This window comes from Rhizobium sp. Root1212, assembly GCF_001424985.1.
Lineage (GTDB): Bacteria > Pseudomonadota > Alphaproteobacteria > Rhizobiales > Rhizobiaceae > Pararhizobium.
Window position 1 is genome coordinate 39,606 of sequence record NZ_LMDA01000003.1, and the last position, 23,060, is coordinate 62,665.

General features: G+C 61.5%; 23 protein-coding genes. 5 read left to right on the plus strand and 18 right to left on the minus strand.

Going from position 1 to position 23,060, the window contains the following annotated elements; all coding sequences use genetic code 11:
• Nucleotides 1-89 precede the first annotated feature (89 nt).
• From ASC86_RS07855 to tpiA, 8 genes are all read right to left on the minus strand, one after another.
• Nucleotides 90-398 (minus strand): septum formation initiator family protein, encoded by a 309-nt coding sequence (locus tag ASC86_RS07855; protein WP_056318859.1) that lies wholly within the window; start codon nucleotides 396-398, stop codon nucleotides 90-92.
• 261 nt (nucleotides 399-659) lie between these two features.
• Nucleotides 660-1,934, minus strand: a complete 1,275-nt coding sequence (gene eno, locus ASC86_RS07860; protein ID WP_056318861.1) for a phosphopyruvate hydratase — start codon at nucleotides 1,932-1,934, stop codon at nucleotides 660-662.
• A gap of 120 nt (nucleotides 1,935-2,054) precedes the next feature.
• Nucleotides 2,055-2,894: a 3-deoxy-8-phosphooctulonate synthase gene (gene kdsA / locus ASC86_RS07865; protein ID WP_056318864.1), complete on the minus strand. Its 840-nt coding sequence runs from the start codon at nucleotides 2,892-2,894 to the stop codon at nucleotides 2,055-2,057.
• On the minus strand, nucleotides 2,891-3,787 hold the full coding sequence (locus ASC86_RS07870) for a VOC family protein (protein WP_056318867.1): 897 nt from the start codon (nucleotides 3,785-3,787) through the stop codon (nucleotides 2,891-2,893). Before ASC86_RS07870 ends, kdsA begins: the two co-directional genes overlap by 4 nt.
• A gap of 140 nt (nucleotides 3,788-3,927) precedes the next feature.
• The gene (locus ASC86_RS07875) at nucleotides 3,928-4,500 is read right to left on the minus strand and encodes a transglycosylase SLT domain-containing protein (protein ID WP_056318869.1); all 573 of its coding nucleotides are present in this window, start codon (nucleotides 4,498-4,500) and stop codon (nucleotides 3,928-3,930) included.
• Between the two features lie 135 nt (nucleotides 4,501-4,635).
• A complete protein-coding gene (locus ASC86_RS07880) occupies nucleotides 4,636-6,264 on the minus strand; it encodes a CTP synthase (protein WP_056319100.1) in 1,629 nt (542 codons plus the stop codon).
• Between the two features lie 150 nt (nucleotides 6,265-6,414).
• Nucleotides 6,415-6,900 carry a preprotein translocase subunit SecG gene (gene secG, locus ASC86_RS07885; protein ID WP_056318872.1) on the minus strand — a complete coding sequence of 162 codons (486 nt, stop codon included), beginning with the start codon at nucleotides 6,898-6,900 and terminating at the stop codon, nucleotides 6,415-6,417.
• 147 nt (nucleotides 6,901-7,047) lie between these two features.
• Nucleotides 7,048-7,818, minus strand: coding sequence for a triose-phosphate isomerase (gene tpiA / locus ASC86_RS07890; RefSeq protein WP_056318875.1), 771 nt, complete (start codon nucleotides 7,816-7,818; stop codon nucleotides 7,048-7,050).
• Between the two features lie 51 nt (nucleotides 7,819-7,869).
• Here tpiA and ASC86_RS07895 point away from each other — a divergent pair, with 51 nt between their 5' ends.
• Together ASC86_RS07895 and ASC86_RS07900 are read left to right on the plus strand one after the other, a co-directional pair.
• Complete coding sequence (locus ASC86_RS07895) at nucleotides 7,870-8,622, plus strand: cytochrome b (protein WP_348270761.1); 753 nt, start codon at nucleotides 7,870-7,872, stop codon at nucleotides 8,620-8,622.
• Nucleotides 8,601-9,185, plus strand: a complete 585-nt coding sequence (locus ASC86_RS07900) for a YceI family protein (protein ID WP_056318880.1) — start codon at nucleotides 8,601-8,603, stop codon at nucleotides 9,183-9,185. The genes ASC86_RS07895 and ASC86_RS07900 overlap by 22 nt, the downstream gene beginning before the upstream one ends.
• Nucleotides 9,186-9,253: 68 nt before the next feature.
• Here the strand turns inward: ASC86_RS07900 and ASC86_RS07905 are convergent, their stop codons facing one another.
• The 6 genes from ASC86_RS07905 to ASC86_RS07930 form a co-directional block, all read right to left on the minus strand.
• Entirely contained in the window at nucleotides 9,254-10,705 is a 1,452-nt protein-coding gene (locus ASC86_RS07905; RefSeq protein WP_200943790.1) for an aspartate aminotransferase family protein, read from the minus strand.
• A gap of 11 nt (nucleotides 10,706-10,716) precedes the next feature.
• Nucleotides 10,717-11,727, minus strand: coding sequence for an NAD(P)-dependent oxidoreductase (locus ASC86_RS07910; protein WP_056318886.1), 1,011 nt, complete (start codon nucleotides 11,725-11,727; stop codon nucleotides 10,717-10,719).
• Entirely contained in the window at nucleotides 11,724-12,149 is a 426-nt protein-coding gene (locus tag ASC86_RS07915) for a transporter (protein ID WP_056318889.1), read from the minus strand. Before ASC86_RS07915 ends, ASC86_RS07910 begins: the two co-directional genes overlap by 4 nt.
• A 94-nt stretch (nucleotides 12,150-12,243) precedes the next feature.
• The gene (locus ASC86_RS07920; RefSeq protein WP_056318891.1) at nucleotides 12,244-13,566 is read right to left on the minus strand and encodes an FAD-binding oxidoreductase; all 1,323 of its coding nucleotides are present in this window, start codon (nucleotides 13,564-13,566) and stop codon (nucleotides 12,244-12,246) included.
• Nucleotides 13,566-15,005 carry a UbiA family prenyltransferase gene (locus ASC86_RS07925; protein ID WP_056318894.1) on the minus strand — a complete coding sequence of 480 codons (1,440 nt, stop codon included), beginning with the start codon at nucleotides 15,003-15,005 and terminating at the stop codon, nucleotides 13,566-13,568. Before ASC86_RS07925 ends, ASC86_RS07920 begins: the two co-directional genes overlap by 1 nt.
• Before the next feature lie 129 nt (nucleotides 15,006-15,134).
• Complete coding sequence (locus ASC86_RS07930) at nucleotides 15,135-16,010, minus strand: phospholipase (protein WP_056318896.1); 876 nt, start codon at nucleotides 16,008-16,010, stop codon at nucleotides 15,135-15,137.
• A gap of 181 nt (nucleotides 16,011-16,191) precedes the next feature.
• Between ASC86_RS07930 and parE the strand changes: the two genes are divergently transcribed.
• Both parE and ASC86_RS07945 read left to right on the plus strand, forming a co-directional pair.
• Nucleotides 16,192-18,264, plus strand: coding sequence for a DNA topoisomerase IV subunit B (gene parE / locus ASC86_RS07935; RefSeq protein WP_056319103.1), 2,073 nt, complete (start codon nucleotides 16,192-16,194; stop codon nucleotides 18,262-18,264).
• Between the two features lie 211 nt (nucleotides 18,265-18,475).
• A complete protein-coding gene (locus tag ASC86_RS07945) occupies nucleotides 18,476-18,922 on the plus strand; it encodes a hypothetical protein (RefSeq protein WP_056318902.1) in 447 nt (148 codons plus the stop codon).
• Nucleotides 18,923-19,069: 147 nt separating this feature from the next.
• Here the strand turns inward: ASC86_RS07945 and ASC86_RS07950 are convergent, their stop codons facing one another.
• Complete coding sequence (locus tag ASC86_RS07950) at nucleotides 19,070-20,083, minus strand: NAD-dependent epimerase/dehydratase family protein (RefSeq protein WP_056319107.1); 1,014 nt, start codon at nucleotides 20,081-20,083, stop codon at nucleotides 19,070-19,072.
• A gap of 23 nt (nucleotides 20,084-20,106) precedes the next feature.
• A complete protein-coding gene (locus tag ASC86_RS07955; RefSeq protein WP_056318905.1) occupies nucleotides 20,107-21,243 on the minus strand; it encodes a DUF2336 domain-containing protein in 1,137 nt (378 codons plus the stop codon).
• A 72-nt stretch (nucleotides 21,244-21,315) separates the two neighbouring features.
• Here ASC86_RS07955 and ASC86_RS07960 point away from each other — a divergent pair, with 72 nt between their 5' ends.
• The gene (locus tag ASC86_RS07960; RefSeq protein WP_056318907.1) at nucleotides 21,316-21,864 is read left to right on the plus strand and encodes a hypothetical protein; all 549 of its coding nucleotides are present in this window, start codon (nucleotides 21,316-21,318) and stop codon (nucleotides 21,862-21,864) included.
• A gap of 7 nt (nucleotides 21,865-21,871) precedes the next feature.
• Here the strand turns inward: ASC86_RS07960 and ASC86_RS07965 are convergent, their stop codons facing one another.
• Together ASC86_RS07965 and ASC86_RS07970 are read right to left on the minus strand one after the other, a co-directional pair.
• Nucleotides 21,872-22,474 (minus strand): flavin reductase family protein, encoded by a 603-nt coding sequence (locus tag ASC86_RS07965; RefSeq protein WP_056318910.1) that lies wholly within the window; start codon nucleotides 22,472-22,474, stop codon nucleotides 21,872-21,874.
• Nucleotides 22,474-23,058 (minus strand): nitroreductase, encoded by a 585-nt coding sequence (locus ASC86_RS07970; RefSeq protein WP_056318914.1) that lies wholly within the window; start codon nucleotides 23,056-23,058, stop codon nucleotides 22,474-22,476. The genes ASC86_RS07965 and ASC86_RS07970 overlap by 1 nt, the downstream gene beginning before the upstream one ends.
• Nucleotides 23,059-23,060 lie beyond the last annotated feature (2 nt).

The window sequence follows — 23,060 nt, forward strand, 5'->3', positions numbered from 1 at the left end:
TGCCATATTTGCATGGCTAATATTCTTAGTAACCCAATGAAATTGTTGTCATTTTTGAAATTAACATATTTTGGGTTAATTTTACCATTTCAATGGAAAATAACGATTTCGTCCGCTCGCGACATGTTGAGCCCGAAGCGTGCTTTTTCGTCGAGCATGTCTCGTTCCAGCGATCCATCGCTCAAAAGAGCAACCTCTTTTTCGAGCGTTTCGCGCTTGCCGGTCAGCTCCGTCAGCCGGGCCTGCCGCTCGATGCGCTGACGCTCGAATACTTCCATTGCCTTGAGGCCGTAGTCCCCATGGACGGAATGGTAGCCGAAATAAGAAAGGAAAGCGACGGTAATCAGCGGCATGACAAACCGGCCGAGTTTCCGTTTTTTATGGTGTTTGGTCCACATAACGACGCCCTGTACGCAATACAGGAAGACGATAGCGTCGATTGATTAACCGACCGTTGACCATAACGGCGCGCATGAAAAAACCCGCGTCCGATGAGGGACGCGGGCCGGATGACTGCCGGGGCTCGCCCCCTCCGCTGTCATGCTCGGGCCTGTCCCGAGCATCTTACACCACCTCCGCATGCTCAGAGAGGCTGGAAGATCCTCGGCACGAGACCGAGGATGACGAAGGAGTACGACGGGCCTTTGATTTCCTGGAAATTAGCCGCGCAGGATCGAGCGGCCGGCGTAGCGGGCCTGCGGACCCAGCTGCTCTTCGATGCGGATCAGCTGGTTGTATTTGGCGGTACGGTCGGAGCGGGCCAGCGAGCCGGTCTTGATCTGGCCGCAGTTGGTGGCAACCGCGAGATCGGCGATGGTCGAATCCTCGGTCTCGCCCGAGCGGTGCGACATCACGGCGCTGTAGGCGGCCTTATGCGCGGTTTCGACGGCGTCCAGCGTCTCGGAGAGCGAGCCGATCTGGTTGACCTTGACGAGGATCGAGTTGGCGACGCCCATCTTGATGCCGTCACGCAGGCGGGCCGAGTTGGTGACGAACAGGTCGTCGCCGACGAGCTGCACCGTCTTGCCGATCTTGTCGGTCAGGGTCTTCCAGCCGGCCCAGTCGTCTTCGGCCATGCCGTCTTCAATCGAGAAGATCGGATACTTGCCGGCGAGTTCGGCCAGGTATTCGGCCATGGCGTCCGGCTCCAGCGTGCGGCCTTCGCCTTCGAGAACGTACTTGCCGTCCTTGAAGAATTCGGTCGAGGCGCAATCGAGCGCGATGAACATATCTTCGCCCGGACGGTAGCCAGCCTTCTCGATCGACTTCATGATGAAGTCGAGGGCGGCCGGCGCCGAAGCGAGACCCGGCGCGAAGCCGCCTTCATCGCCGACATTGGTGTTGTGGCCATCGGCAGCGAGCTGCTTCTTCAGCGTGTGAAAGACTTCCGAGCCCATGCGAACGGCGTCGCGGATATTGTCGGCGCCAACCGGGACGATCATGAACTCCTGGAAGTCGATCGGGTTGTCGGCATGGGCGCCGCCGTTGATGATGTTCATCATCGGAACCGGCAGGACGCGGGCGTTCGGGCCGCCGACATAGCGGTAGAGCGGCAGGCTTGCGGCAGCGGCGGCAGCCTTTGCGACGGCCAGCGACACGCCGAGGATGGCGTTCGCGCCGATACGGCTCTTGTTGGGCGTGCCGTCGAGTTCGATCATGGTTTCGTCGACGAGGATCTGGTCTTCGGCATCCATGCCGCCGATTGCTTCGTAGATTTCGCCGTTGACGGCTTCGACAGCCTTTTCGACACCCTTGCCGAGGTAACGGCTGCCGCCATCGCGCAGCTCAACGGCTTCATGCGCGCCGGTCGATGCACCCGAGGGAACCGCGGCCCGACCGAAGCTGCCGTCTTCCAGATGAACGTCGACTTCCACGGTGGGGTTGCCGCGGCTATCCAGAATTTCACGGCCGATGATGTCGATGATTGCGGTCATGGTCTCTTCCCTGTTTCAGGTGATAAACGGATGGCCATGTCATAATTCATGGCCCGGAAATTACAATGCCGGGCGCCGGCGAATGCCGGCCAGCGCCACGGCTTCAAGAAAATTTCACAATCAACGCTTGGAAATGGCGTCGAAGGCCAAGAGCGTTTCGAGCAGGCGCGGCATGTCCTTGAGATGGACCATGTTCGGGCCGTCGGACGGCGCATTGTCCGGGTCCTCATGGGTCTCGACGAACACGCCGGCGACACCGACGGCAACCGCCGCCCGCGCCAGCGTCTCGACGAATTCGCGCTGGCCGCCGGAAGAACCGCCCTGCCCGCCCGGCTGCTGTACCGAGTGCGTGGCGTCAAAGACGACAGGCGCGCCGAGCCCAGCCATGATCGGCAGCGAGCGCATGTCGGAAACCAGCGTATTGTAGCCGAAGGACGCGCCGCGTTCGCAGAGCATCACGTTCGGGTTGCCGCTTTCGGTGAATTTGGCGAGCACGTTCTTCATGTCCCAGGGGGCAAGGAACTGGCCCTTCTTGACGTTGATGGCGCGGCCGGTCTTGGCGGCGGCGACGAGGAGGTCCGTCTGGCGGCTGAGGAAGGCCGGGATCTGCAGGACATCGATCGTCGGGGCAACGAGGGCGCACTGCTCTTCGTTATGAATATCCGTCAAGACCGGGAAGCCGTATTCCTTCTTGAGGTCGGTAAAGATTTCCAGCGCCTTCTCAAGGCCGATGCCGCGCTTGCCGGAGAGCGAGGTGCGGTTCGCCTTGTCGAAGGACGACTTGTAGACGAGGCCGATGCCAAGCTTGTCGCAGAGTTCGACCATGGTGCCGGCGATCATGAACGCATGATCGCGGCTTTCCATCTGGCAGGGACCGGCAATCAGCGACAGGCGCTTGCTGTTGGAAAAGGTAACCTGCTTTTTGCCTTCGCCGACGACGACGTCTGCATTTGTCTTCATGACTGTTCTCCAAATACGAAGAGGAGGCCCTGCCCCGGCGCTTCCGGGACGATGATGCGCTCGCCTTTCCTGATGAATTCAACCGCATTTGCGGCAAGAAGATGCCCGGTGGCCTCGAGGTCCTTCACCGTGAAAACGACAGCGCGCCCGATCAGGCCGCGCAGGCGCGACGAGGTGCGCCGGCCATAGAAGCCGGCCATCCCTGCGGGATTGAGCACCGAAATCTTCACATTGCGGGTTTCGATATCCATGCCGAAGGAATGGGCGGTCACCTCGCGCTCATCGACCGCTTCCTGCAACAGATATTGGAAGTCGGTCGGGTTCGGCTCTGACAGCACCACTTCGCGCATGCCGGTCACGCCGTTCGCATGGGTTTCCAGCGCCGCGCGGTCGGAAGGCAGCGCCTTCAGCCGCTGGCAGGTGAAGAGAAAGAAATCCGGCGAACGCAGATCAGCGGCAAAGGCCAGGCGAAAACTCGCCTCGGCTTGCGCGCCATCCGGTAAGGTCATGGACCGGGAAAAATCGAGCGGATTGCCGCCGGAAATGCCCTTTTCGACGAAGCGCTTATGGTCGCCGGTCGCATCGTCGGTCGAGAGCACGATGGCGGAAAAGCCATCATGGCCGCGACGGAAGCGATAGGCCTGGTCGCGGGCGACGAAGACGTTGCCGCCAAGGGCGGCGGCTTCGCAATCCTCACGGCTCGCAACCGCGAGCGGCTCCAGATAGGTCTTGTCGGCGAGGAAGACGCAGGCGTTCTCGGTTCCGAAGGGATGCTGCGCATCGGCGGCGACCGTAAAGCCTAGCTGCGTCAAACGGTGCCGCGCGACCGAAAGTTCGGCGACGGGCAAAACCAGATGGTCGAGCAGGCGGGCACTGCGGGGAGCTGCGATCATGACATTTCCTGAGATGGCCTTGGGCAGGTGCTTTGCCCTGTTTGGCGGCCATTTTCAAGGAAATGTTGATGGAGCGGCCGATGCGATCGCCTTTACCGGGAAATCGACATGGAAGCTGCGGAACGCTGCGGACTCACAATTCAGCGGCAACCCCGCAGCTGCGTCGCATAGGTCCGAGCCATGTTGGCGGCGCGCTGGGCAGCCTTGCGCAATTGCGGATTGCCGCGCCACGAGCCGTTCGCATAGCCGGCATCGCCGGAATAATAGGCGAGATAGAGGCTGTAGGCATCGTTGAGCGCGATACCGTTCGTGTCATGGCTGTTGCGATGATACCAGCCGACGAAATCGATCGCATCGGCGAATTTGGTACGCCGGGCGAGCAAGTGGCCTGTCTCGCGTTTGTAGCGCGACCAGGTGCCGTCGAGCGCCTGCGAGAAGCCATAGGCCGTCGACTGACGCTTCCACGGAATGAAGCCGAAGAGCTTTGTGCGCGGCGGGCGGGCGTAGGGGCGGAAGCCCGATTCGGTATAGATCGTCGCCATCAGGATCGGCACGGGCACGCCGTATTCGCGCGACGCCTTGTTGGCGGCACGTTGCCAATTGTTGAACCAGCCATCGCGCTGTTCGAAGATCGCGCAGGCGTCGCGCGTGTTCTTCGGCGCGGTAGCACACCCCGCCAGCGCAAGAAGGGCGACGATAAGCACTACACGCATCGCACGATCTCTCACTTTCAAAGTGATTACTGACAGGTAAACGTTAAGGAGACGTTTTTACGCAAACCGGCGGGCGACGATATCGTGTCGTCGCCCGCCGATTGCTTGAAATCCAAAGGTTCGGAGCCTGCCACCTCAGACGAGGCGGCTCTGTTCGACGGCGGCTTCGATGAAGCTGGCAAACAGCGGATGCGGATCGAGCGGCCGCGACTTCAGTTCCGGGTGGTACTGAACGCCGATAAACCACGGATGATCCGGGTACTCGACGGTTTCCGGCAGGACGCCGTCCGGCGACATGCCCGAGAATTCAAGACCGCACTTTTCCAGCCGTTCCTTGTAGTCGACGTTGACTTCGTAACGGTGGCGGTGGCGCTCGGAGATATCGGTGGAACCGTAGATATCGGCGATCTTGGTGCCCTTCTTCAGGCTCGCCTTGTAGGCGCCGAGACGCATGGTGCCGCCGAGATCGCCGGATGCCGAGCGCTTCTGCAGCTCGTTGCCCTTCACCCATTCCGTCATCAGGCCGACGACGGGCTCGGGGGTCGGGCCGAATTCGGTGGACGATGCCTTCTCGATGCCGGCGAGATTGCGGGCCGCTTCCACGACCGCCATCTGCATGCCGAAGCAGATGCCGAAATAAGGCACTTTTCGCTCACGTGCAAAGCGGGCGGCATTGATCTTGCCTTCCGAGCCGCGCTCGCCAAAACCGCCGGGCACGAGAATGCCGTGGACCTTTTCCAGATACGGCGCCGGGTCTTCCTTTTCGAAGACTTCCGATTCGATCCAGTCGAGCTTGACCTTGACGCGATTGGCGATGCCGCCGTGATACAGCGCCTCGATCAGCGACTTGTAGGCGTCCTTGAGGCCGGTGTACTTGCCGACGATCGCGATCGTCACCTCGCCTTCCGGCGTGCGGATGCGGTTGGAGACGTTTTCCCAATTGTCCATGCGCGGCTTCGGGGCCGGCTCGATGCCGAAGGCGGCCAGCACTTCCGAATCGAGGCCTTCCTTGTGGTAGGCGATCGGAACGTCATAAATGCTCGCGACATCCAGCGCCTGGATGACGGCGGAAGGACGCACGTTGCAGAACAGCGAAAGCTTGCGGCGCTCGGCCTCGGGGATTTCGCGGTCGGCGCGAACGAGCAGGATGTCCGGGTGGATGCCGAGCGCCTGCAATTCCTTGACCGAATGCTGGGTCGGCTTGGTCTTCAGTTCGCCAGCGGCCGGAATGTAGGGCATCAGCGTCAGATGCACGAAGACGGCGGTGCCGCGCGGAAGATCGTTCTTCAGCTGGCGGATCGCCTCCATGAACGGCATCGCCTCGATATCGCCGACCGTGCCGCCGATTTCGCAGATGACGAAGTCGTACTCGTCATTGCCGTCGATGACGAAATTCTTGATCTCATTGGTGACGTGCGGAATGACCTGGACGGTCGCGCCGAGGTAATCGCCGCGGCGTTCCTTGTCGATGATGTTCTTATAGATGCGACCGGTGGTGATGTTGTCGGTCTTGGTCGCCGAGCGGCCGGTAAAGCGCTCGTAGTGACCGAGGTCGAGGTCGGTCTCAGCGCCGTCGTCGGTCACGAAGACCTCGCCGTGCTGGGTCGGGCTCATGGTGCCCGGATCGACGTTCAGATAGGGGTCGAGTTTACGCAGCCGCACCCGATAACCTCGGGCCTGCAGCAACGCAGCGAGAGCGGCCGCAGCAATCCCTTTTCCAAGGGAAGAAACCACGCCGCCAGTGATGAATACATATCGCGCCATGGGCTTCACCGGATACCGTTTCAAAAACGATTCCGCCACCGAAAAATTCATCTTCCAGAATTTTTCCGTCAAAGGATGGGTGGCAGGAATTCAAACAAAAGAAAACCGGCGGAAAAAATCTTCCGCCGGCGGCTTCAAGATAGGTTGGCCTTACTGGCCGCTGGGAACGCCCGACTTGTCGGCAGGCGTCTGCGTGGTGGCAGGCGTCTGGGTCGCCGGGGTTTCAGCCGAAGGGGTCTGCGTGGCCGGGGTCTGGGCAGCAGGGGTTTCCGTTGCCGGAGCCTGACCGTTCACGGCGCCATTCTGGGCCGGTGCCTGGCCGGCCGGCTGCTGTGCTGCGCCGCCGAGCGAATCGAGGACGCCCTTGCCGTTGGTGGTCGTGCCGGGAATACGGTCGAGAACGTCGGTCGCATTCGGCTGGTAGCGGGCAAGGATGCCCATGCCGAGCGCAAGAACGAAGAACAGGGCCGCCAGGATCGCCGTCGTGCGGGTCAGCGCATTGGCCGTGCCGCGGGCGGACATGAAGCCCGAACCACCGCCGATACCGAGACCGCCGCCTTCCGACCGCTGGATCAGCACGACGCCGATCAGCGCGAGAACAACCATGAGATAGATGACGAGCAATACGGTCTGCATTTTATCCGGTCCTGACCATCGTCTCGGCGGCGGGCGGGATGTCCGCACCGGCCAGCCGGGATGCCAATAAAGTTTGTTGGCGGCTGCATATACCAAGCAACCGCGCATTAAAAGCCCCTGCCTGCAATCACGCGTGCAAAGCGCGCGTCAAGCCGTCAGGTCTTCGTAAGCCCCGTAGATGGCGAGGAAGTCGTCGGCTTTCAAGCTCGCGCCGCCGATCAGCGCGCCATCGACATTGGCGACACCCAAAAGTTCCTTGGCATTGGAAGGCTTGACCGAACCGCCATAGAGAATGCGCATCGTGGCGCCCTCGGAACCAAAGCGCTTCTTCAGTTCGTCGCGCATGAAGGCATGGGCTTCTTCCACATCCTGCACCGTCGGCGTCAGGCCGGTGCCGATCGCCCAGACCGGCTCATAGGCGATGACGGTGTTTTCCGCCGTCGCGCCATCCGGCACCGAGGCTTCGAGTTGTCGCTTCAGGACATCCAGCGTCTGGCCCGCCTTGCGCTCATCGCCGGTCTCGCCGATGCAGACGATGGCGGTCAGATCGGCGCCATGGGCGGCTTCCGCCTTGGCGCGCACCAGCGCATCGCTTTCCTTATGGTCCGTACGACGCTCGGAATGGCCGATGATGACGTAGGTGCCGAAGCAATCGGCGATCATTTCGGCCGAGATATCGCCGGTATGGGCGCCGGAAACCTTCTGGTGGCAATCCTGCGCACCGATCGCCAGCGGGCTATCGGTGCAGAGCGCGGTCGCGACATAGAGCAGCGTGGCCGGCGGGCAGATAAGGGCCTCGACCTTTGCAGACAGCGGTCCTTTGACCCCTTCCGCCATGGCCTTGATCTGGTCGAGAGAAGCCCTCACCCCGTTCATCTTCCAATTTCCGGCAACGAGCGGACGTATTTCGGGGGTCATGCGGCTTCCTCCAGCGCTTCCATCTTCGCCAAAGGCCCTAGCAAATACGCCGTGGAAAGGAAAGCGTTCCGCCTGCCCTGCCCGTTCCATCCGGCCGATCCCCAAACTGTGATGAAGAGCCGGCTTGCTCGTGACTATCCTCAGGCGGATGCTGTTCGAACATCCACCGGGAAATTTGCAATGTGGCGGAACGACAGAAGCAGCTTCGGCTGGATCGCGATTATCCTTCACTGGACGATCGCTCTTCTCATCGGCGGTCTCGTGATCCTTGGCTATGTCATGACCCGCCCCGATATCGACCCGGAACTCCAGTTCGAGCTTTATCAGTGGCACAAGTCCTTCGGGATGCTGGCCTTGGCACTGACGGTCGTTCGCATCGCCTGGTGGTGGCTTGAGGTGCCCCCCGCCCATCCCGCCACGCTTTCAAGGTATGAGGCGCGCGCAGCAACCGCCACCCACGCACTGTTGCGCATGCTGACGCTCGCCGTGCCGTTGGCGGGCTGGGCCATCGCTTCGACCTCGACGCTCGCAATCCCGACATTTTTCTTCGATCTCGTCGTTATCCCGCATTTGCCGTTTGAAAAATCCGAGGCGGCCGAGGCCTTCTGGACGATGGCCCATAGTTGGCTGGCCTATGGCCTTGCGGGGATCGTGCTTCTGCATGCGGCAGCGGCTCTCGTGCATCACTTTTTATATCGGGATGAGGTTCTACGCCGAATGCTGGGAATATTGCCGCGCAGGCCAGCGTCTAACACGGACACATCTGCATCCGGGAGTGAGAAATGGGACATCGGGCAACGTTAAGGACAATGATCGCCGGCTTGGCGCTGCTTGCAGCCACGCCCGGCTGGGGCCACGCCGTCTCTCTCGATGATGCGGCCGGTCGCTACGCGATCGATAGGTCATCCCGGATCGGGTTTTCCGTCGGACAGGTCGGCGGCGGCGGCATATCCGGGAAATTCACCAAATTCTCCGGCACATTCAATCTCGATCAACACGATATCGGCAAATCGGTCGTCGAATTCTCACTTTTCCCTGAAACCGTCGCAACCGGTGAACCTCGCGTCGAGAGCTTTTTGCGCTCGCGCGCGATTTTCGACATCAAGGACTTTCCGCAGATTGTCTTCCGCTCGACGAAAATCAGTCAAACCGGGGAAAACACCGCCGAGATCGAAGGCAAACTCACGGCAAGGGGCACGACGCGCACCGAACGCTTCCAAGCCGAACTGACGAAATGGAACGCACACGCCATCAGCTTCCATATCAAGGGCAATATTTATCGCGCGCCTTATAATATGGCGGTCGGCATCCCGATCTATTCCAATGTCGTGCAGTTCGACATGACGGTCAACGGCGTGCGCCGGTAGATGCTGGTGTTTTGAATCAGAAAACGGCGGTAAGCCGCCGTTTTCAAAAGCCTAACCGGATTTGACCGTCAGCCGAGCTGGCTGCCGACGAAATCCTTGACGATACGGACGATGCCGCGGCCGAGCAGGTCGTCGAGGGCGTCGCAGAGCTGGTCGACGTGCTGGCGCTCGCAGATGAGCGGCGGCAGCAGGCGGATGACGTTGCGATTATACTCCGTGAACGCCACCAGCGTATCGTAGTCGCGCAGCAGAAGCGCGCCGATGAAGCCTGAGAGCGAGCCCTTCAGCTTGTCGTCCAGCACAGCCACCACCGGCCGCAGCACGAACGGCAGCGTCTGGCTGAAATCCTGGAACTCCAGCCCGACCATCAGGCCCTGCCCGCGAACATCCTTGATGATCTTCGGATACTTGTCCTTGAGTGCGGTCAGGCGCTCCAGCAGGTACTCGCCCTGCACGGCGGCGTTCTCGATCAGGTCTTCGTCGTAGAGAACGTTCAGCGTTTCTATCGCCGTGATGCAGGCCTCGCCGATGCCGCCGAAGGTGGCGTGGGCGTGGATCATCGCGGTCTTCGGCGTGCCATAGGCCTTCATGTAGATGTCGCGGCGGGCGATCATTGCGGCCATGGCGGTCTTACCGCCACCGAGCGACTTGGCGACCGCCGTGATATCCGGCACCACATTGGCATATTCGAAAGCGAAGAATCGGCCGGAGCGACCGACGCCGCACTGCACCTCGTCGGCCAGCCAGATCACGCCATGCTTGTCGCAGAGCGCGCGCACCTCTCGCCAGAACTCCGGCGGTGCGATATTGATGCCGCCGCCGCCCTGGATGGTTTCCAGCACGAGAACGCCGATGGTCGGATCGCTCTCGAAGGCGCGGCGGATCGCGTCGATATCGCCGAACGGTACCTTGACGTTGTTGTCGAGCAGCTTGAATTCGCCGCGATAGAGCGGGCCGTCGGTGATCGACAGCACGCCGCGCGTCTTGCCGTGGAACGAATTTTCCGCATAGACCATGCGCGGCCGTTTCGGGCCGGCAACGCGCTCGGCGAGCTTGATGGCGGCTTCCATGGCCTCCGAACCGGAGGAGCCGAGGAACACCATGTCGAGGTCACCCGGCGCGATCTCTGCGAGGTTCTTGGCCAGCGCCGCCGCGTATTGCGACATGAAGGCGATGGCGATCTCGTGGCGGTTCTCATCCTGGAACTGCTTGCGGGCAGCAATCAGGCGCGGATGGTTGTGGCCGAGCGCCAGCGAACCGAAGCCGCCGAAGAAGTCGAGGATCTTTCGACCGTTCTGGTCGATGTAATACATGCCCTCGGCGGTCTCGACCTTGATCTTGTTGAAACCGAGCAGCTTCATGAAGTGAAGCTGGCCGGGGTTCAGGTGATCCTTGAACAGCGTCGTCATGTCGGCGACGTTCATGGCTTTCGCCTGTTCGACCGTCATGAGGTTGGGCTTCTTGATGCCGCCATCGAGGGCGGGAGCGTCGATGGTGACGCGGGCTGGCTTATCGAGCATTGTCCCCTCCTTCATTCTGCCGGTACGGCAGACGGCGCGGCAGCAACATGGCCGGCCTTCTTGGCGCGATATTCGTCATAGGCGGCGATCAGCATGTCGCCATCCTTGTATTGTGCTTTCCAGCCGAGATCGCGTTTCAGCTTGCCGGTCTCGCGGACGCACATCTCATCGGCGATGAGGTACTGTTCCGGGTCCATGATCGGCAGGTTGATCGCATCGAAGGCAGCCAGCGTCGCCTTGACGGCAAAGCCAGGTGTCGGGATCAGGAAAGACTTCGAACCCGCATGGACGATGAGATCACCCAAGAGCTTCCTCACCGACGGCGGATTGTCGGAGCCGAGATTGTAGGCCTCGTTCGGAACGCCTCCCCGCCAGGCGAGATAGGCCGCCTCGGCGCAATCGAAGACCGAGATGAACTGGTAGGGCGCCTTGCCCGAGCCGATCATCGGCACCGGCAGGTTGGCGTCGATCAGCTTGAACAGCTTTTCGAGAATGCCGAGGCGACCGGGGCCGATGATCAGGCGCGGACGGAAGATAGTGATCTTCATCCCCTGCTTGCGCCATTCGGCGGCAAGCTGCTCGGTCGCCCATTTGGACTTGCCGTATTCGCCAAGGGGCTTGGCCGGATGGTCTTCCGTCTGCGGCGACTGGACCGTGTGGCCGTAGATCATGTCGGTGGTGAACTGCACGAGGCGGTTGGCACCCGAACGCGCCGTCGCCTTCATGATGTTCTCGGCACCGTAATAATTGACCGGCCAGAAGAATTCCCAGCGCTTGGAGCGGATCTGCAACGGCGACAGCATCTTGGCCGCCATGTTGTAGACCATGTCATCCGGGCCGATCTCGACCTTCATGACGTCTTCTTCCTTGGTCACGTCGCAATGGACGAAACGGGCGCGGGCGTAATGCGGCAGGTCGGACTTGGCGACATCGGCAACAAGAACCTCCTGGCCTTCCTGCACGAGTTTATGGGCGAGATGCCGGCCGACGAAACCGTCGCCGCCGAAAATGACATGCTTCATGATGCACTCCCGATTTTTGCAGTTGCGCCCTCGGCGACATCGTCATGGGACGACATGCCGGATTGGGCGATAAGAACCGTGCCCACGCAGATGAAGGCGATACCGGCGATGCGCCACGCATTCAGGTCTTCGTGGAAGATGAAATAGGCAAACAGAGCGACCGCCACATAGGCGAGGCTCAGGAAAGGATAGGCGAAGGAGAGTTCCACCTTCGACAGGACGAAAAGATGCGAGGCCATGGAGATGACGAAGGTCGCAAGACCAGCGAAAACCCATGGATTGAAGACGATCTGGAAAATGCGCGCGATCGCCGTATCGGCGGTGAAGCTCAGCGGGCCGAGCGATAGCATGCCCTGTTTCAGCATCAGCTGCGCGGCAGCATTGGTCAGCACCGTGAAGAGGATGAAAACAATATATTTCACGTTTTTACTCCCTGTTCCCGCAAACTTGTCTACATCAGAGAGAAGTATATTCGGTTTAAGTCGTGTGTTTATTTGACTAAAATTTTATGCATTCTCACTTTGGCAAAGCCAAAGCCGTCCGTTTCCAGAAATTCGAGACCATGGCGGGGTCGCGCAAAGCCTCCAGTTTTTTCCACTCGGGGAACGACGCAGCAAAGGTTTGAGCGCTCATGCGCGCATCCTTGTAGGGATTGATGGCGCCGCCGGCCGCAAGCACGATCGCATCCAGCGCATCGAGCAGCTTAAGGGTTCGTTCACCCTGATTGGCGAAATCCAAAGTCAGGGTAAAACCGGGCCGGGCGAAGGACAGAATGCCCCTTTGCGGCCGGTCTCCGAATTTTTTCAGCACGGTCAGGAACGAGGCATGGCCGGCCTTGCGCGCGGTCTCCATCAACCGTGCCGTGATGTCCGGCGCGTTTTCGGCTGGAAAGACGCTCTGGTGCTGATAGAGCCCTTTCGGGCCATACAGCCTGTTCCAGTTGGAAATCGCATCAAGCGGATAGAAATAGCCCGGCCATTTGACCGTCGAGACCACCTCGCCCGGCTTTTCCTTGCGATAGTAAAGTTCGTTGAAGCCCTTGAGCGTCAGCCGGTTCAGGAGGTTGAACGGCGGCGAGAAGGGAACGCCGAGCTTCAGCCCCTTCGGCATATCAGGGAATTCGCAGGACGCGTCGGCATGGTCGCCGGCAAGCAGCACCCCTCGCCCGGTCGCTCTACCGGTCGCGAGCTGGTCGATCCAGGCGACGGAATATTCGTGCTCGCTGTCGATCCGGTCGACCATGGCGAAATAGTTGTCGAGGCTGTCGAAGCGGATCGCGTGCTGCTGGATGTGGGCTGATGGGACCTTCATCAGTTGCAGGTCGACGGAGAGAATCAGCCCCGTCAGCCCCATGCCGCCGATGGTCGCGAAGAAAAGCTCGGCATTTTCCTGCGGCGAGCAGGTCAGCAGATCGCCATCGGAGCGCAGCAACGTCAAACCGAGGACATGGTGGCCGAAGGTGCCACGGGCATGGTGGTTCTTGCCGTGCACATCGTTGGCAACGGCACCGCCGACGGTGACGAAAGCCGTGCCCGGCGTCACCGGCAGGAAGAAATGGTGGGGGATCGCCCGCTCCAGCACCTGCCGCAGGGTCACGCCCGGATCGCAGGAGAGGATGCCGGTGCCGGGATCGAAGCCATTGATGCGGCTGCGGGTGCTGTTGTCGATCAACGCGCCCGTATCGTTGTGGCAGCTGTCGCCATAGGAGCGGCCGTTGCCGAACGGCAGGAATGCGCCGGGGGCGGCCTCGCGCTCCTTCTCCTCAAAGGCATGGACGCTGATGGCGCGGCGAACGCGGCGGTCGAGCCGGCCCCAGCTCTGATAATCCGATGTCGTCATCACGTTCCCAATGCGCCGAAGAGCACGAGGCCGGCGCCGATCGCCATGGTCACGAGACTGCGCCAGTCGCGCATGATGAACACGACCGGATCTTCATGCAGCATACCACGACGGGCCAGCATCCAGATGCGCAGCTGCATATAGAGGATCAGCGGGCAGAGCGGCCACAGCGCCCACGGCACCGTGTACATCTCCATCATCTCCTTGCTGTGGATGTAGAGCGCAAGAACCAGCGCTGCGGTGAAGGCGGAGGCGACACCCGCCTGCCCCACCATCTCGTAATCGTCGGCGATATAACCGCGACCGGGCACCTGCTCTCCTTCGCTACCGTTATACTCGTGCAGCTCCACATAGCGCTTCACCAGGGCGAGGCTGAGGAAGAAGAAGATCGAGAAGGACAGGAGCCAGACGGACAGGTCCGTGGTCGTCGCGGCAGCACCGGCGACGATGCGCACGGTGTAAAGGCCGGCCAGCGCAAACACATCTACCAGCAGCTTACGCTTCAGAAAGAAAGTGTAGGCCGTGGTGGTGAAGGCATAGAAGGCCAGCACGAAGGCGAAATCCATCGGCAGGAGCAGCGTCAACGCCAGCGAGGCGACGATGAGACAGGCAGCAATCGCCAGGCCCATCGGGACCGTCATGGCGCCGCTTGCCAGCGGCCGGTGGCGCTTCTTCGGGTGGCGGCGATCACTGGCGAGGTCCGAGAGATCGTTGATCACATAGACGGCCGAAGCGAGAAAACTGAAGGCGAAGAAGGCGTAAATGGAATTGATGACCGCCGTGACGTTCAGGATCTCATGGTTGAGAACGCAGGGCACGCCGATCAGCACATTCTTCGCCCATTGATGGACGCGGATGGATTTGAGCGGCGTCAGCACGCTGACCTTCCCGGTATCGAGCTTTTCGGCATCGTGGCTGCGGCGCCATTTTTCCGCTGCCGCGTCGGGCGCGACGACGATCGCCTTGCGCGCGGCGTCGAACACCGGCACGTCGTCGCGGCTGTTGCCCATATAATCGAAACCACCCTCGCCGAAGCGCTCGATCAGCGCTTCGCGCTTGCGGCGGCTGGTGAGATTGACCTCGGTGGAACTATGCAACACGGAGGAAAAGACGCCCGTATGTTCGGCGACCCCGACGGCCACGCTTTCGGCAGCGCCGGTGACCAGGATGACCTGCCGGCCCATTTCACGCTCGCGCGCCAGCCGCTTCAGCACCGCATCCCGATAGGGCCAGTCCGCCGCTGTGCGGCCGGAGCGGGCCGCGACCTCGTGCTTCAGCCGCGCCTTGCCCTTCATCGCCCAATAAATCATGGCGAAAATCATGAAGGGATTGCGAAATAGAACGATCGCAACGCCTTCCCACAGCGTATCGGCGGCAAGCAGCGTGCCGTCGAGATCGACGCAAAGCGGAATATTGCTGATATCGGTGCGAGCATCCATGTGACAACAACCCCAAGAATAACGCTCGGGACGTTCCCACAGGTGGCTTTCGGAAAAGCAAACAACCGGGAGGCGGCGGTCTCAAAATTGCCGGAGTGGTTAACGATATCCGGCAAAAACCATTCTATTTCAACGCACTCCGATCCAGTTCAAAACCTCCCGCCAGTCGACCATGCGAATGGGCGTGCCATGGGAGCCGGTGTTGAACAGCACCATGCGGGTCGGATAGTCCTTCTTCTTCAGCGACCGGTAGAAATCCACCTGCACCTGGTAGGGATAGACCGTATCGTCCGTGCCATGGCCGAAATACACCGGCAGCTTCACCTTGAAGGCGGGGCTGGAAGTGAAGCTGCTGTCCGTGGGACCACCGAGGATCACCATGCCGTTCAGCACGTTGACGGCCTTTTCATCGTGGCTGATGCCCCAGCAGAGGAAACTACCCATCGAGGCGCAGGCGAGCACGATCGGCTTTCCCGGCGAGCGCTGGCTGGCATAGGCGATCAACCCGGCAATATCGGCCGTGCCGGCATCATCGAAGGTGCGGATGCTCGGCGCGTAATAGACCCCGCCGTTCGCGACCGCGAGGTTCTTCAGCCGGTTGAAGTTTCCGCCGAAATTATAGTCATTCATGCCGAGCCGTCGGTCGCCGCCGCGTCCATGTACAAAGATGACGGTGAACGCCGCGCCGGCCGGATTACCGACCCGCCCGACATCGAGCGTGCGACCGCCGAGATCGATCGTCTCGTTCGCCTGCACGCGCTTCGTGCCCAGCGAGACATAGGTATTGCGAACCCGGCGTTCGGGCTCGACGTCGCGCTGGTGGATATCGCGCATCTTGTCGTAATCGATAATGCGGAAATCGCCGTCGTCGCCGCTGTCGAGCACCTTGCCATAGGAAAACAGCTCATCCTTGAACGGCCCGATACCCTCGGCCCGCGCCGGCGAAACCGCCGACGAAAGCGCCAGAAACGCGGCGAAAGCGAAATGAACTGTGGACAGGGCCATGGGGAATGTTCCTCTTTTGATCCAAGCCTTGCCATTAGCGCTTTCGAAACGCAACACTTGGGGGTATTGAAGGCCTGCTTCGGCACGACACCCGCGGGTATTCTGGCGCGGGCCGCCCCCGCGCCTTGAACGCGAAAGCCGAATGCCGGCATACCAGACTGGAAAGATTCTCGAACGCTCCATGAACGATAGCAACGACCTTTTCTCCGCCACGCCCGCCCCGACCGTTTCCGCCCCTCAGCCGAAGCCGGAGGCACCTTCGCGCCCTGTTGCAGCAGAAGCGCAGAGCGCCGCCCCTGCCCGGCAGCCCGCGCCGCTGAAAGCCGATACGGGCGACTACAATGCGTCTGCGATCGAGGTTCTGGAAGGGCTCGAACCGGTACGCCGCCGCCCCGGCATGTATATCGGCGGCACGGACGAAAAGGCGCTGCATCACCTCTTTGCCGAAGTCATCGACAACTCGATGGACGAAGCGGTGGCCGGCCACGCCAATTTCATCGAGGTCAGCCTCGACACCGACGGCTGCCTGACCGTCACCGACAACGGCCGCGGCATCCCGGTCGAAAACCATCCGAAATTTCCCGGCAAATCGACGCTCGAAGTCATCATGACCGTGCTGCATGCCGGCGGCAAATTCGACAGCAAGGTCTACGAGACCTCCGGCGGCCTTCATGGCGTCGGCGTGTCCGTCGTCAATGCGCTCTCCGATCTTCTCGAAGTCGAGGTCGCCCGCAATCGCAAGCTCTACCGCCAACGTTTTTCGCGTGGCATCCCACAGGGTGGGCTCGAAGAGCTAGGCGACGTGCAGAACCGGCGCGGTACCCGCACCCGCTTCCATCCTGACCCGGATATTTTCGGGCCGCATGCCAGGTTCGATCCGGCCCGTCTGTTCCGCATGGCGCGCTCCAAGGCCTATCTGTTCGGCGGCGTCGAAATCCGCTGGAACTGCGCGCCTTCGCTGGTCGAAGGCACGGACACGCCGGAAAAGGCCGTGTTCCACTTCCCCGGCGGCCTGAAGGACTATCTGCAGGCGACGATGGGCAAGGAGTTCACCGTCACCCGCGAGATTTTCGCCGGCAAGAGCGAGAAATCCGGCCATGGTTCGCTCGAATGGGCGGTCACCTGGTATGGCGGCGATTCCATTGTCCATTCCTATTGCAACACCATCCCCACCCCCGAGGGCGGCACCCATGAGGCCGGGCTGCGCATCGCGCTGACCAAGGGGCTGAAATCCTATGCCGAGCTGACGCAAAACAAACGTGCGGCGATCGTCACCACCGATGACGTGATGATCTCGGCCGCCGGCATGCTCTCCGTCTTCATCCGCGAGCCGGAATTCGTCGGCCAGACGAAGGACAAGCTGGCGACCGTCGAGGCCCAGCGCATCGTCGAAAACGCGCTTCGCGATCCCTTCGACCACTTCCTGGCCGACAACCCGCAGGAAGCGGCAAAACTTCTCGACTGGGTGATCGAGCGCGCCGAAGAGCGCGTGCGCCGCCGCAAGGAAAAGGAAGTGAGCCGCAAGACGGCCGTTCGCAAGCTGCGCCTGCCGGGCAAGCTCGCCGATTGCTCGCAGAATTCGGCCGAGGGTGCGGAACTCTTCATCGTCGAAGGGGATTCGGCCGGCGGCTCGGCCAAGCAGGCGCGCAACCGCGCCAATCAGGCGATCCTGCCGCTGCGCGGCAAGATCCTCAACGTCGCCAGCGCCGGCCGTGAAAAGCTCGGCGCCAACCAGCAGATATCGGATCTTACCCAGGCACTCGGCTGCGGCACGCGCAGCAAATACCGTGACGAGGACCTGCGCTACGAGCGCGTCATCATCATGACCGATGCCGACGTCGACGGCGCCCATATCGCCTCGCTGCTGATCACCTTCTTCTATCAAGAAATGCCGGAGTTGATCCGCGGCGGTCACCTCTATCTCGCCGTGCCGCCACTTTACCGCATTTCCCAAGGGTCGAAGACGCTTTACGCCCGCGACGACGCGCACCGTGTCGAACTGATGGAGAAGGAATTCACCGGCCGCGGCAAGGTCGAGATCGGCCGCTTCAAGGGGCTGGGTGAGATGATGCCGGCGCAGCTCAAGGAAACCACCATGGACCCGTCGAAGCGCACCCTGCTGAAGGTCGCGATCGACGAGGTGGATTTCGAAGGCACCCGCGATGCGGTCGACAGCCTGATGGGCACCAAGGCCGAGGCACGCTTCCGCTTCATTCAGGAGCGTGCGGCTTTTGCGGAGAACCTCGATATTTGAGTGTTTTCCGCGACCGCTCGCATTTTTCTCAATCGCGACAGCTGCTTAGCCAAAGCGCCTCAAATTCTGATTCACGCCGTTCATAAAGTGATTCACGTTTCGGGAAATGTGGTGAAACAATTTCCCGTTCGTCTGCAACAAAGCTGCCTTACTTTCGCAGGAAGCCATTCCTAAAAGTGCTTCCAGCGAAACGATTCCCTGAAGGTGCGCCATGAAGACCGCCCTGATCATCATGACAATTCTCGGCTGCGATGACAGCGTCAGCCAGTGCCACTATATCTCCACCGTTCCGGGAACCTGGGAGACCGTTGCCGTCTGCGATGCGGAATCGCAGAAGCAGTTGCCGAACTTCAGCAACGCCAATTATCCGGTCGTCGTCGCCATGTGCGAAAATTCGGATGAACAACTCGCCGATACGCCCAAGGCGCTCGAACAGGCTCCGCCGGCCAACACCGACACAGCCATTCCCGCCGCCCCAGCAACGAGCATCGAGCCGACCCCGGCTCAGCAGGCGGAGCAGAAGCCGACCATGCCGAAACGGGCACTCGCCTTCCTCTCCGGCGCCCTGCCCGACACCACGAAGCTGCGCGATGTGGTGACGGCGCCGGTGCATTCGATCCAGAACGGTTACTCCTGGGTCGCCCGACGCTTCGACTGAGACCGATCGATATTCAGCCCATACCGGCCTGCAAATGTCGCTTTCCTGCGCTTCCGGTGCTCATGTACAGAAGTGCGCTGCGCTCCGGGTCGCAGAAAATCACCATTTTCGGCTCGGTCTGAACTGAATCTCAATCGGTCTCCAAGTTCACACCATCCCGGCGGCCAGCAGGCTTTCCGCCGTCGCCCGAACCGCCTCTTCCGCCGACCGCGGCCGCCATCCGAGAACGCGCTGCGCCTTTTCGCTCGACACGCGCTGATCGCGTCCAAGTTCCTTCACGATCAGTTTGAGACCGGGATCGAACGGCGCAGCGAGCCGTGAAAGCCATGTCGGCAGCGGAAGGCGCGGCACGTGCCTTGCCTCTACCGGGAAGGATTGTCGCAATACCTTTGCAATGTCGCGCATGGAGAGCATGTCGGCAGCGGCGATGAAACGCTGGCCCCTCGCTTCCGGCACCGTCATTGCCAGCACATGCGCTTCCGCCGCATCGCGTGCATCGACGATGGAAACGCGGAAATCCGGCAGAGCGGGATACTTGCCCTTGAGCAGGTTTCGGATCATGCCGGTCGAAGTCCCGACCCGGCGCCCGAGGATCGGGCCGAAGACCATGCCGGGATTGATGACGGCGATCTCCAGCCCCTGTTTTCGCGCAAAATCCCAAGCCGCCTTTTCCGCAAGCGTCTTGGATTTGTGATACGGAACCGTCAGCGGCCCGTCGATATCCGTCCAGTCTTCTTCGGTGAAAGGCGGCGTGCCGCGCCCGTAATTGATCGCGGCGACGGAGGAAGTCACGACGACGCGGCTGACGCCCGCCTGGTGTGCCGCCTGCAGCACCTGCAAGGTGCCCTCGCGCGCCGGCACGATCAGATCGTCCTCGTGCTTCGGCAAGGATGACGGAAACGGCGATGCGGCATGGATGACGTATTGCGCGCCGGCCATGGCTTCACGCCAGCCGGTATCGGACAGGAGATCGGCCTCGACGAAGGAAAGCCGGCCGGTTGCACTCGCAAATTTTCGGATGTCCGCCTCAACGGCGCCTGCCCGTTTCACGGAGCGGAGCGTGCCGCGCACATCATAGCCGCCCAAAAGCAGGCGCGCGGCGATATGGCCGCCAAGAAAGCCGCCGATGCCGGTCACGACAACCAAGGACTTGTTCGTCATGATCCACTCCATCGAGGGCTCTATCAGGCGGCCTCGCGCGCCGCCAGAAGCGCATATTCGCGCGCCGACTGCCGCTGCTCGGCGATCGACAGCTTTTCGACCATCTCGGCCAGGCCGCCCACCGGACCTTCCGACGATACCCGGCGACGCAGGCGTGACAACAGGGTGGCGGACATGGAGGCTATGGAAGAACCGCTCTGATGATTGTCCTTGCGCCAGAGGAACAGCGCATCGGCGAATGCTTGGCTGACATCGCGGCCAAGACCGGCTTGCTCGAACAGGGCGCGGACGGCGTGAACGCGGCCGTTCGACAGCACTGAGCGCACCCTCTTTTCCGAAACGCCGGAAAGATCGCAGATCGCGGCGGCGAAGAAATCGATGCGACCGGAGCACAGGGCATGCATCAGGAAGGCCGGCGTCAGGCGGCCGCAAACCCGGAGATGTTCGACAAGTGCCGAAACTTCGCTCGCATCGGCGCTGCCGGCCATGCCCACGGCGACGGTGTCGCAGGCCTCGCGGGTGATGCGCTCGACCCGGCGCTCGCCGATCGCCATCTGGACGAGGGAAAAGCCGGAAAGGGCCGCACTGACCTTTTCCACCAGCGTATGCCGGGCATCGACCGGAAGGTCCGGCCGGTCGAGAAGGTAGTTGCGCACCGAGGGCAAATGGCCGAGCCGGTCGCTCAGCCGCTTCAAGGCACGGCTGGAGAATTCGGCTGCAGGATTTTCGAGCAGGATCAGCACTTCCTCCTCGCCGCCGATTTCGGCAATCGCCGCAGCCACCGGCCGCGACAGGTGCGGCCGGGCCGCGATGACGGCGCGGGTTTCATGGGTGCCGCGCGCAGCGAGATCGACGAGATCCATATCGGTCAGCACCGGCGAACGGGAGATGACTGCGAAAGCTGCCTCCGGCTGGTCTTCGGCAAGCGAGAGAACGATGGCGCGGGGAATGGCGGCACAATCGGCAACCGCTCCGGCAAGCGCGATGCGGACTTTTGGCGAGGGATCGTCGAGCAGGAAGGTCATCGCCATTTCGGCCGCATGACGGTCGAGCGTGTTCATTTCCGAGGCCGCGTAAGCACGGCCCAGCGCGCTTGCCGCGCGCGCCCTGTCGCTCGCCTTGGCCGTTTCGACCCAGCGAAGAAATGCTTGAATGATCACGGACGCCCCACTACACCGACTGTCACTTCATGGATCGAAGAGTAGCGGGCAAAAGTTTAAGATTGGTTCACCATGTCCGTTAACGCCCCGAACATTTTTCTGGTGCCGCTCGCGCCGCTTGCCGCGCCGCTGCCGGCCGGCGGCCTGCTCGTCATCGATGCGGGAATTGATTGGCCAAGAGCTTTGGCCTCGCCGGACCTGAAGGCGTTGTGCGAGCACTGCCCGTCTCCCCTCTATCTTCGCATCGAGGGGCTGCCAGACACCGCGGCTGACCATCTGGCAGGGCTGCTTGGAATGGGAATAGACGGCATCGTGCTGGGCGCTTGTGCGGGAACCGCCCATCTCCAGCATCTGGAAACCGTGCTGCGCGTTGCTGAAGCACAAGCCGGCCGGACAGATGGCGCGACGCCGGTCATGGTGGAGCTTGGCGGCGCACCGGAAGCCTTCCTGCCACCACGCCCCCTCGCCTCGGCGCGACTGTCCGCCGTCATTTTCAATGAGGACGCAAGCTTTGCAGGCGGCATGCGCGCCTTGGCCCAGTTAATGGCGGCTCAGGCAGGCAAACCCTTCTACGTGCTTTCAGCGGGCGACAGGATCGCCCGGCTGGCGAGCGATCCCTGATCCGTTTTCAGCGCCTCGGCCGGAACATCTCGAAGACGTCGCCGGCATCGCAATAGTCCATATAGCCCATGCGGCCGATCGGTCGCACTTTCGCCATATCGAAGCGACCGTCGCGGATCGCCTCCTCGCGGATATGGATGCCGACCACCTGACCGATGACCATGTAGTTTTCCGAAAGATCGCCCGTCAGCGTCTTCGGCTGGAACATTTCCGTGACCTTGCATTCCAGCGCCGCATAGGCCTCGGCAACGAAGGGTGCCACGACAAGCGTTCCGACCGCCGGCGTCAGGCCGGCGATCTCGAATTCGCTTTCGCCGCGCGGCGCGTTGAGCGAGGTCATGTTCATCTTCTCGGCCAAATCGCGGCTGACGAAATTGGCCGTGAACTCGCCGGTTTCCTCAATATTGGCGACCGAATCCTTGTGGCCGGAGGAGGAGAACATCACCAGCTTCGGGGTATCGCTGATCGCGTTGAAGAAGGAATACGGCGCCAGATTATAACTGCCGTCCTTCGCCCGCGAGCCGATCCAGCCGATCGGCCGCGGCGAGACGATCGCCTTGAACGGATCGTGGGAAAGCCCGTGACGGTTGGCCGATGTCTCGTAGAACATCAGGCCTCCTCGCCGGCCCAGGTGACGATCTCGGCAAGCTCTGGACGCGGGCGCTCGGTCGGCGGCACCTGCGGCGAGCCGATATGGATGAAACCGGCGATTTTCTCACCCGGCTTCACGCCGAGCAGCGGATAGGCCTTTTCATCGAAGGCGAACCATTCGGTAAGCCAGTTCGAGGAATAGCCGAGCGCGTTTGCGGCCATCAGCAGGTTGAGGCAAACGGCACCCGCCGACATGATCTGCTCCCATTCCGGAATCTTGAAATGCGGAGCGGCGGTGCTGACGACGGCGATCACCACCGGCGCGCGGGTGAGCCGGGCGTTTTCCACTGCGATCATTTCGGCCGAAAGATCGGGTTTGGCGGCGAGCGCCATCTTGGCAAGCTCGGCGCTGATGCGAGCGCGCTCGTCGCCGCGAAAGACGATGAAGCGCCAGGGAGCGAGCTTGCCGTGATCGGGAACGCGCGAGGCGAGTTTCAGCATTTCCTCGATTTCGGATTTGCCGGGACCGGGCTCCATCATCTGGAAGGCAGGGATCGAGCGCCGGGTGGAGAGATAATCACGCAAGCTGATTTCGGTTTTCATCG

Excerpts from the sequence above, each read along its gene's own strand:
- ASC86_RS07855 (WP_056318859.1), bottom strand. The coding sequence starts at position 398 with ATGTGGACCAAACACCATAAAAAACGGAAACTCGGCCGGTTTGTCATG.
- eno (WP_056318861.1), bottom strand. The coding sequence starts at position 1,934 with ATGACCGCAATCATCGACATCATCGGCCGTGAAATTCTGGATAGCCGC.
- kdsA (WP_056318864.1), bottom strand. The coding sequence starts at position 2,894 with ATGAAGACAAATGCAGACGTCGTCGTCGGCGAAGGCAAAAAGCAGGTT.
- ASC86_RS07870 (WP_056318867.1), bottom strand. The coding sequence starts at position 3,787 with ATGATCGCAGCTCCCCGCAGTGCCCGCCTGCTCGACCATCTGGTTTTG.
- ASC86_RS07875 (WP_056318869.1), bottom strand. The coding sequence starts at position 4,500 with ATGCGTGTAGTGCTTATCGTCGCCCTTCTTGCGCTGGCGGGGTGTGCT.
- ASC86_RS07880 (WP_056319100.1), bottom strand. The coding sequence starts at position 6,264 with ATGGCGCGATATGTATTCATCACTGGCGGCGTGGTTTCTTCCCTTGGA.
- secG (WP_056318872.1), bottom strand. The coding sequence starts at position 6,900 with ATGCAGACCGTATTGCTCGTCATCTATCTCATGGTTGTTCTCGCGCTG.
- tpiA (WP_056318875.1), bottom strand. The coding sequence starts at position 7,818 with ATGACCCCCGAAATACGTCCGCTCGTTGCCGGAAATTGGAAGATGAAC.
- ASC86_RS07900 (WP_056318880.1), top strand. The coding sequence starts at position 8,601 with ATGGGACATCGGGCAACGTTAAGGACAATGATCGCCGGCTTGGCGCTG.
- ASC86_RS07905 (WP_200943790.1), bottom strand. The coding sequence starts at position 10,705 with ATGCTCGATAAGCCAGCCCGCGTCACCATCGACGCTCCCGCCCTCGAT.
- ASC86_RS07910 (WP_056318886.1), bottom strand. The coding sequence starts at position 11,727 with ATGAAGCATGTCATTTTCGGCGGCGACGGTTTCGTCGGCCGGCATCTC.
- ASC86_RS07920 (WP_056318891.1), bottom strand. The coding sequence starts at position 13,566 with ATGACGACATCGGATTATCAGAGCTGGGGCCGGCTCGACCGCCGCGTT.
- ASC86_RS07925 (WP_056318894.1), bottom strand. The coding sequence starts at position 15,005 with ATGGATGCTCGCACCGATATCAGCAATATTCCGCTTTGCGTCGATCTC.
- ASC86_RS07930 (WP_056318896.1), bottom strand. The coding sequence starts at position 16,010 with ATGGCCCTGTCCACAGTTCATTTCGCTTTCGCCGCGTTTCTGGCGCTT.
- parE (WP_056319103.1), top strand. The coding sequence starts at position 16,192 with ATGAACGATAGCAACGACCTTTTCTCCGCCACGCCCGCCCCGACCGTT.
- ASC86_RS07945 (WP_056318902.1), top strand. The coding sequence starts at position 18,476 with ATGAAGACCGCCCTGATCATCATGACAATTCTCGGCTGCGATGACAGC.
- ASC86_RS07950 (WP_056319107.1), bottom strand. The coding sequence starts at position 20,083 with ATGACGAACAAGTCCTTGGTTGTCGTGACCGGCATCGGCGGCTTTCTT.
- ASC86_RS07960 (WP_056318907.1), top strand. The coding sequence starts at position 21,316 with ATGTCCGTTAACGCCCCGAACATTTTTCTGGTGCCGCTCGCGCCGCTT.
- ASC86_RS07965 (WP_056318910.1), bottom strand. The coding sequence starts at position 22,474 with ATGTTCTACGAGACATCGGCCAACCGTCACGGGCTTTCCCACGATCCG.
- ASC86_RS07970 (WP_056318914.1), bottom strand. The coding sequence starts at position 23,058 with ATGAAAACCGAAATCAGCTTGCGTGATTATCTCTCCACCCGGCGCTCG.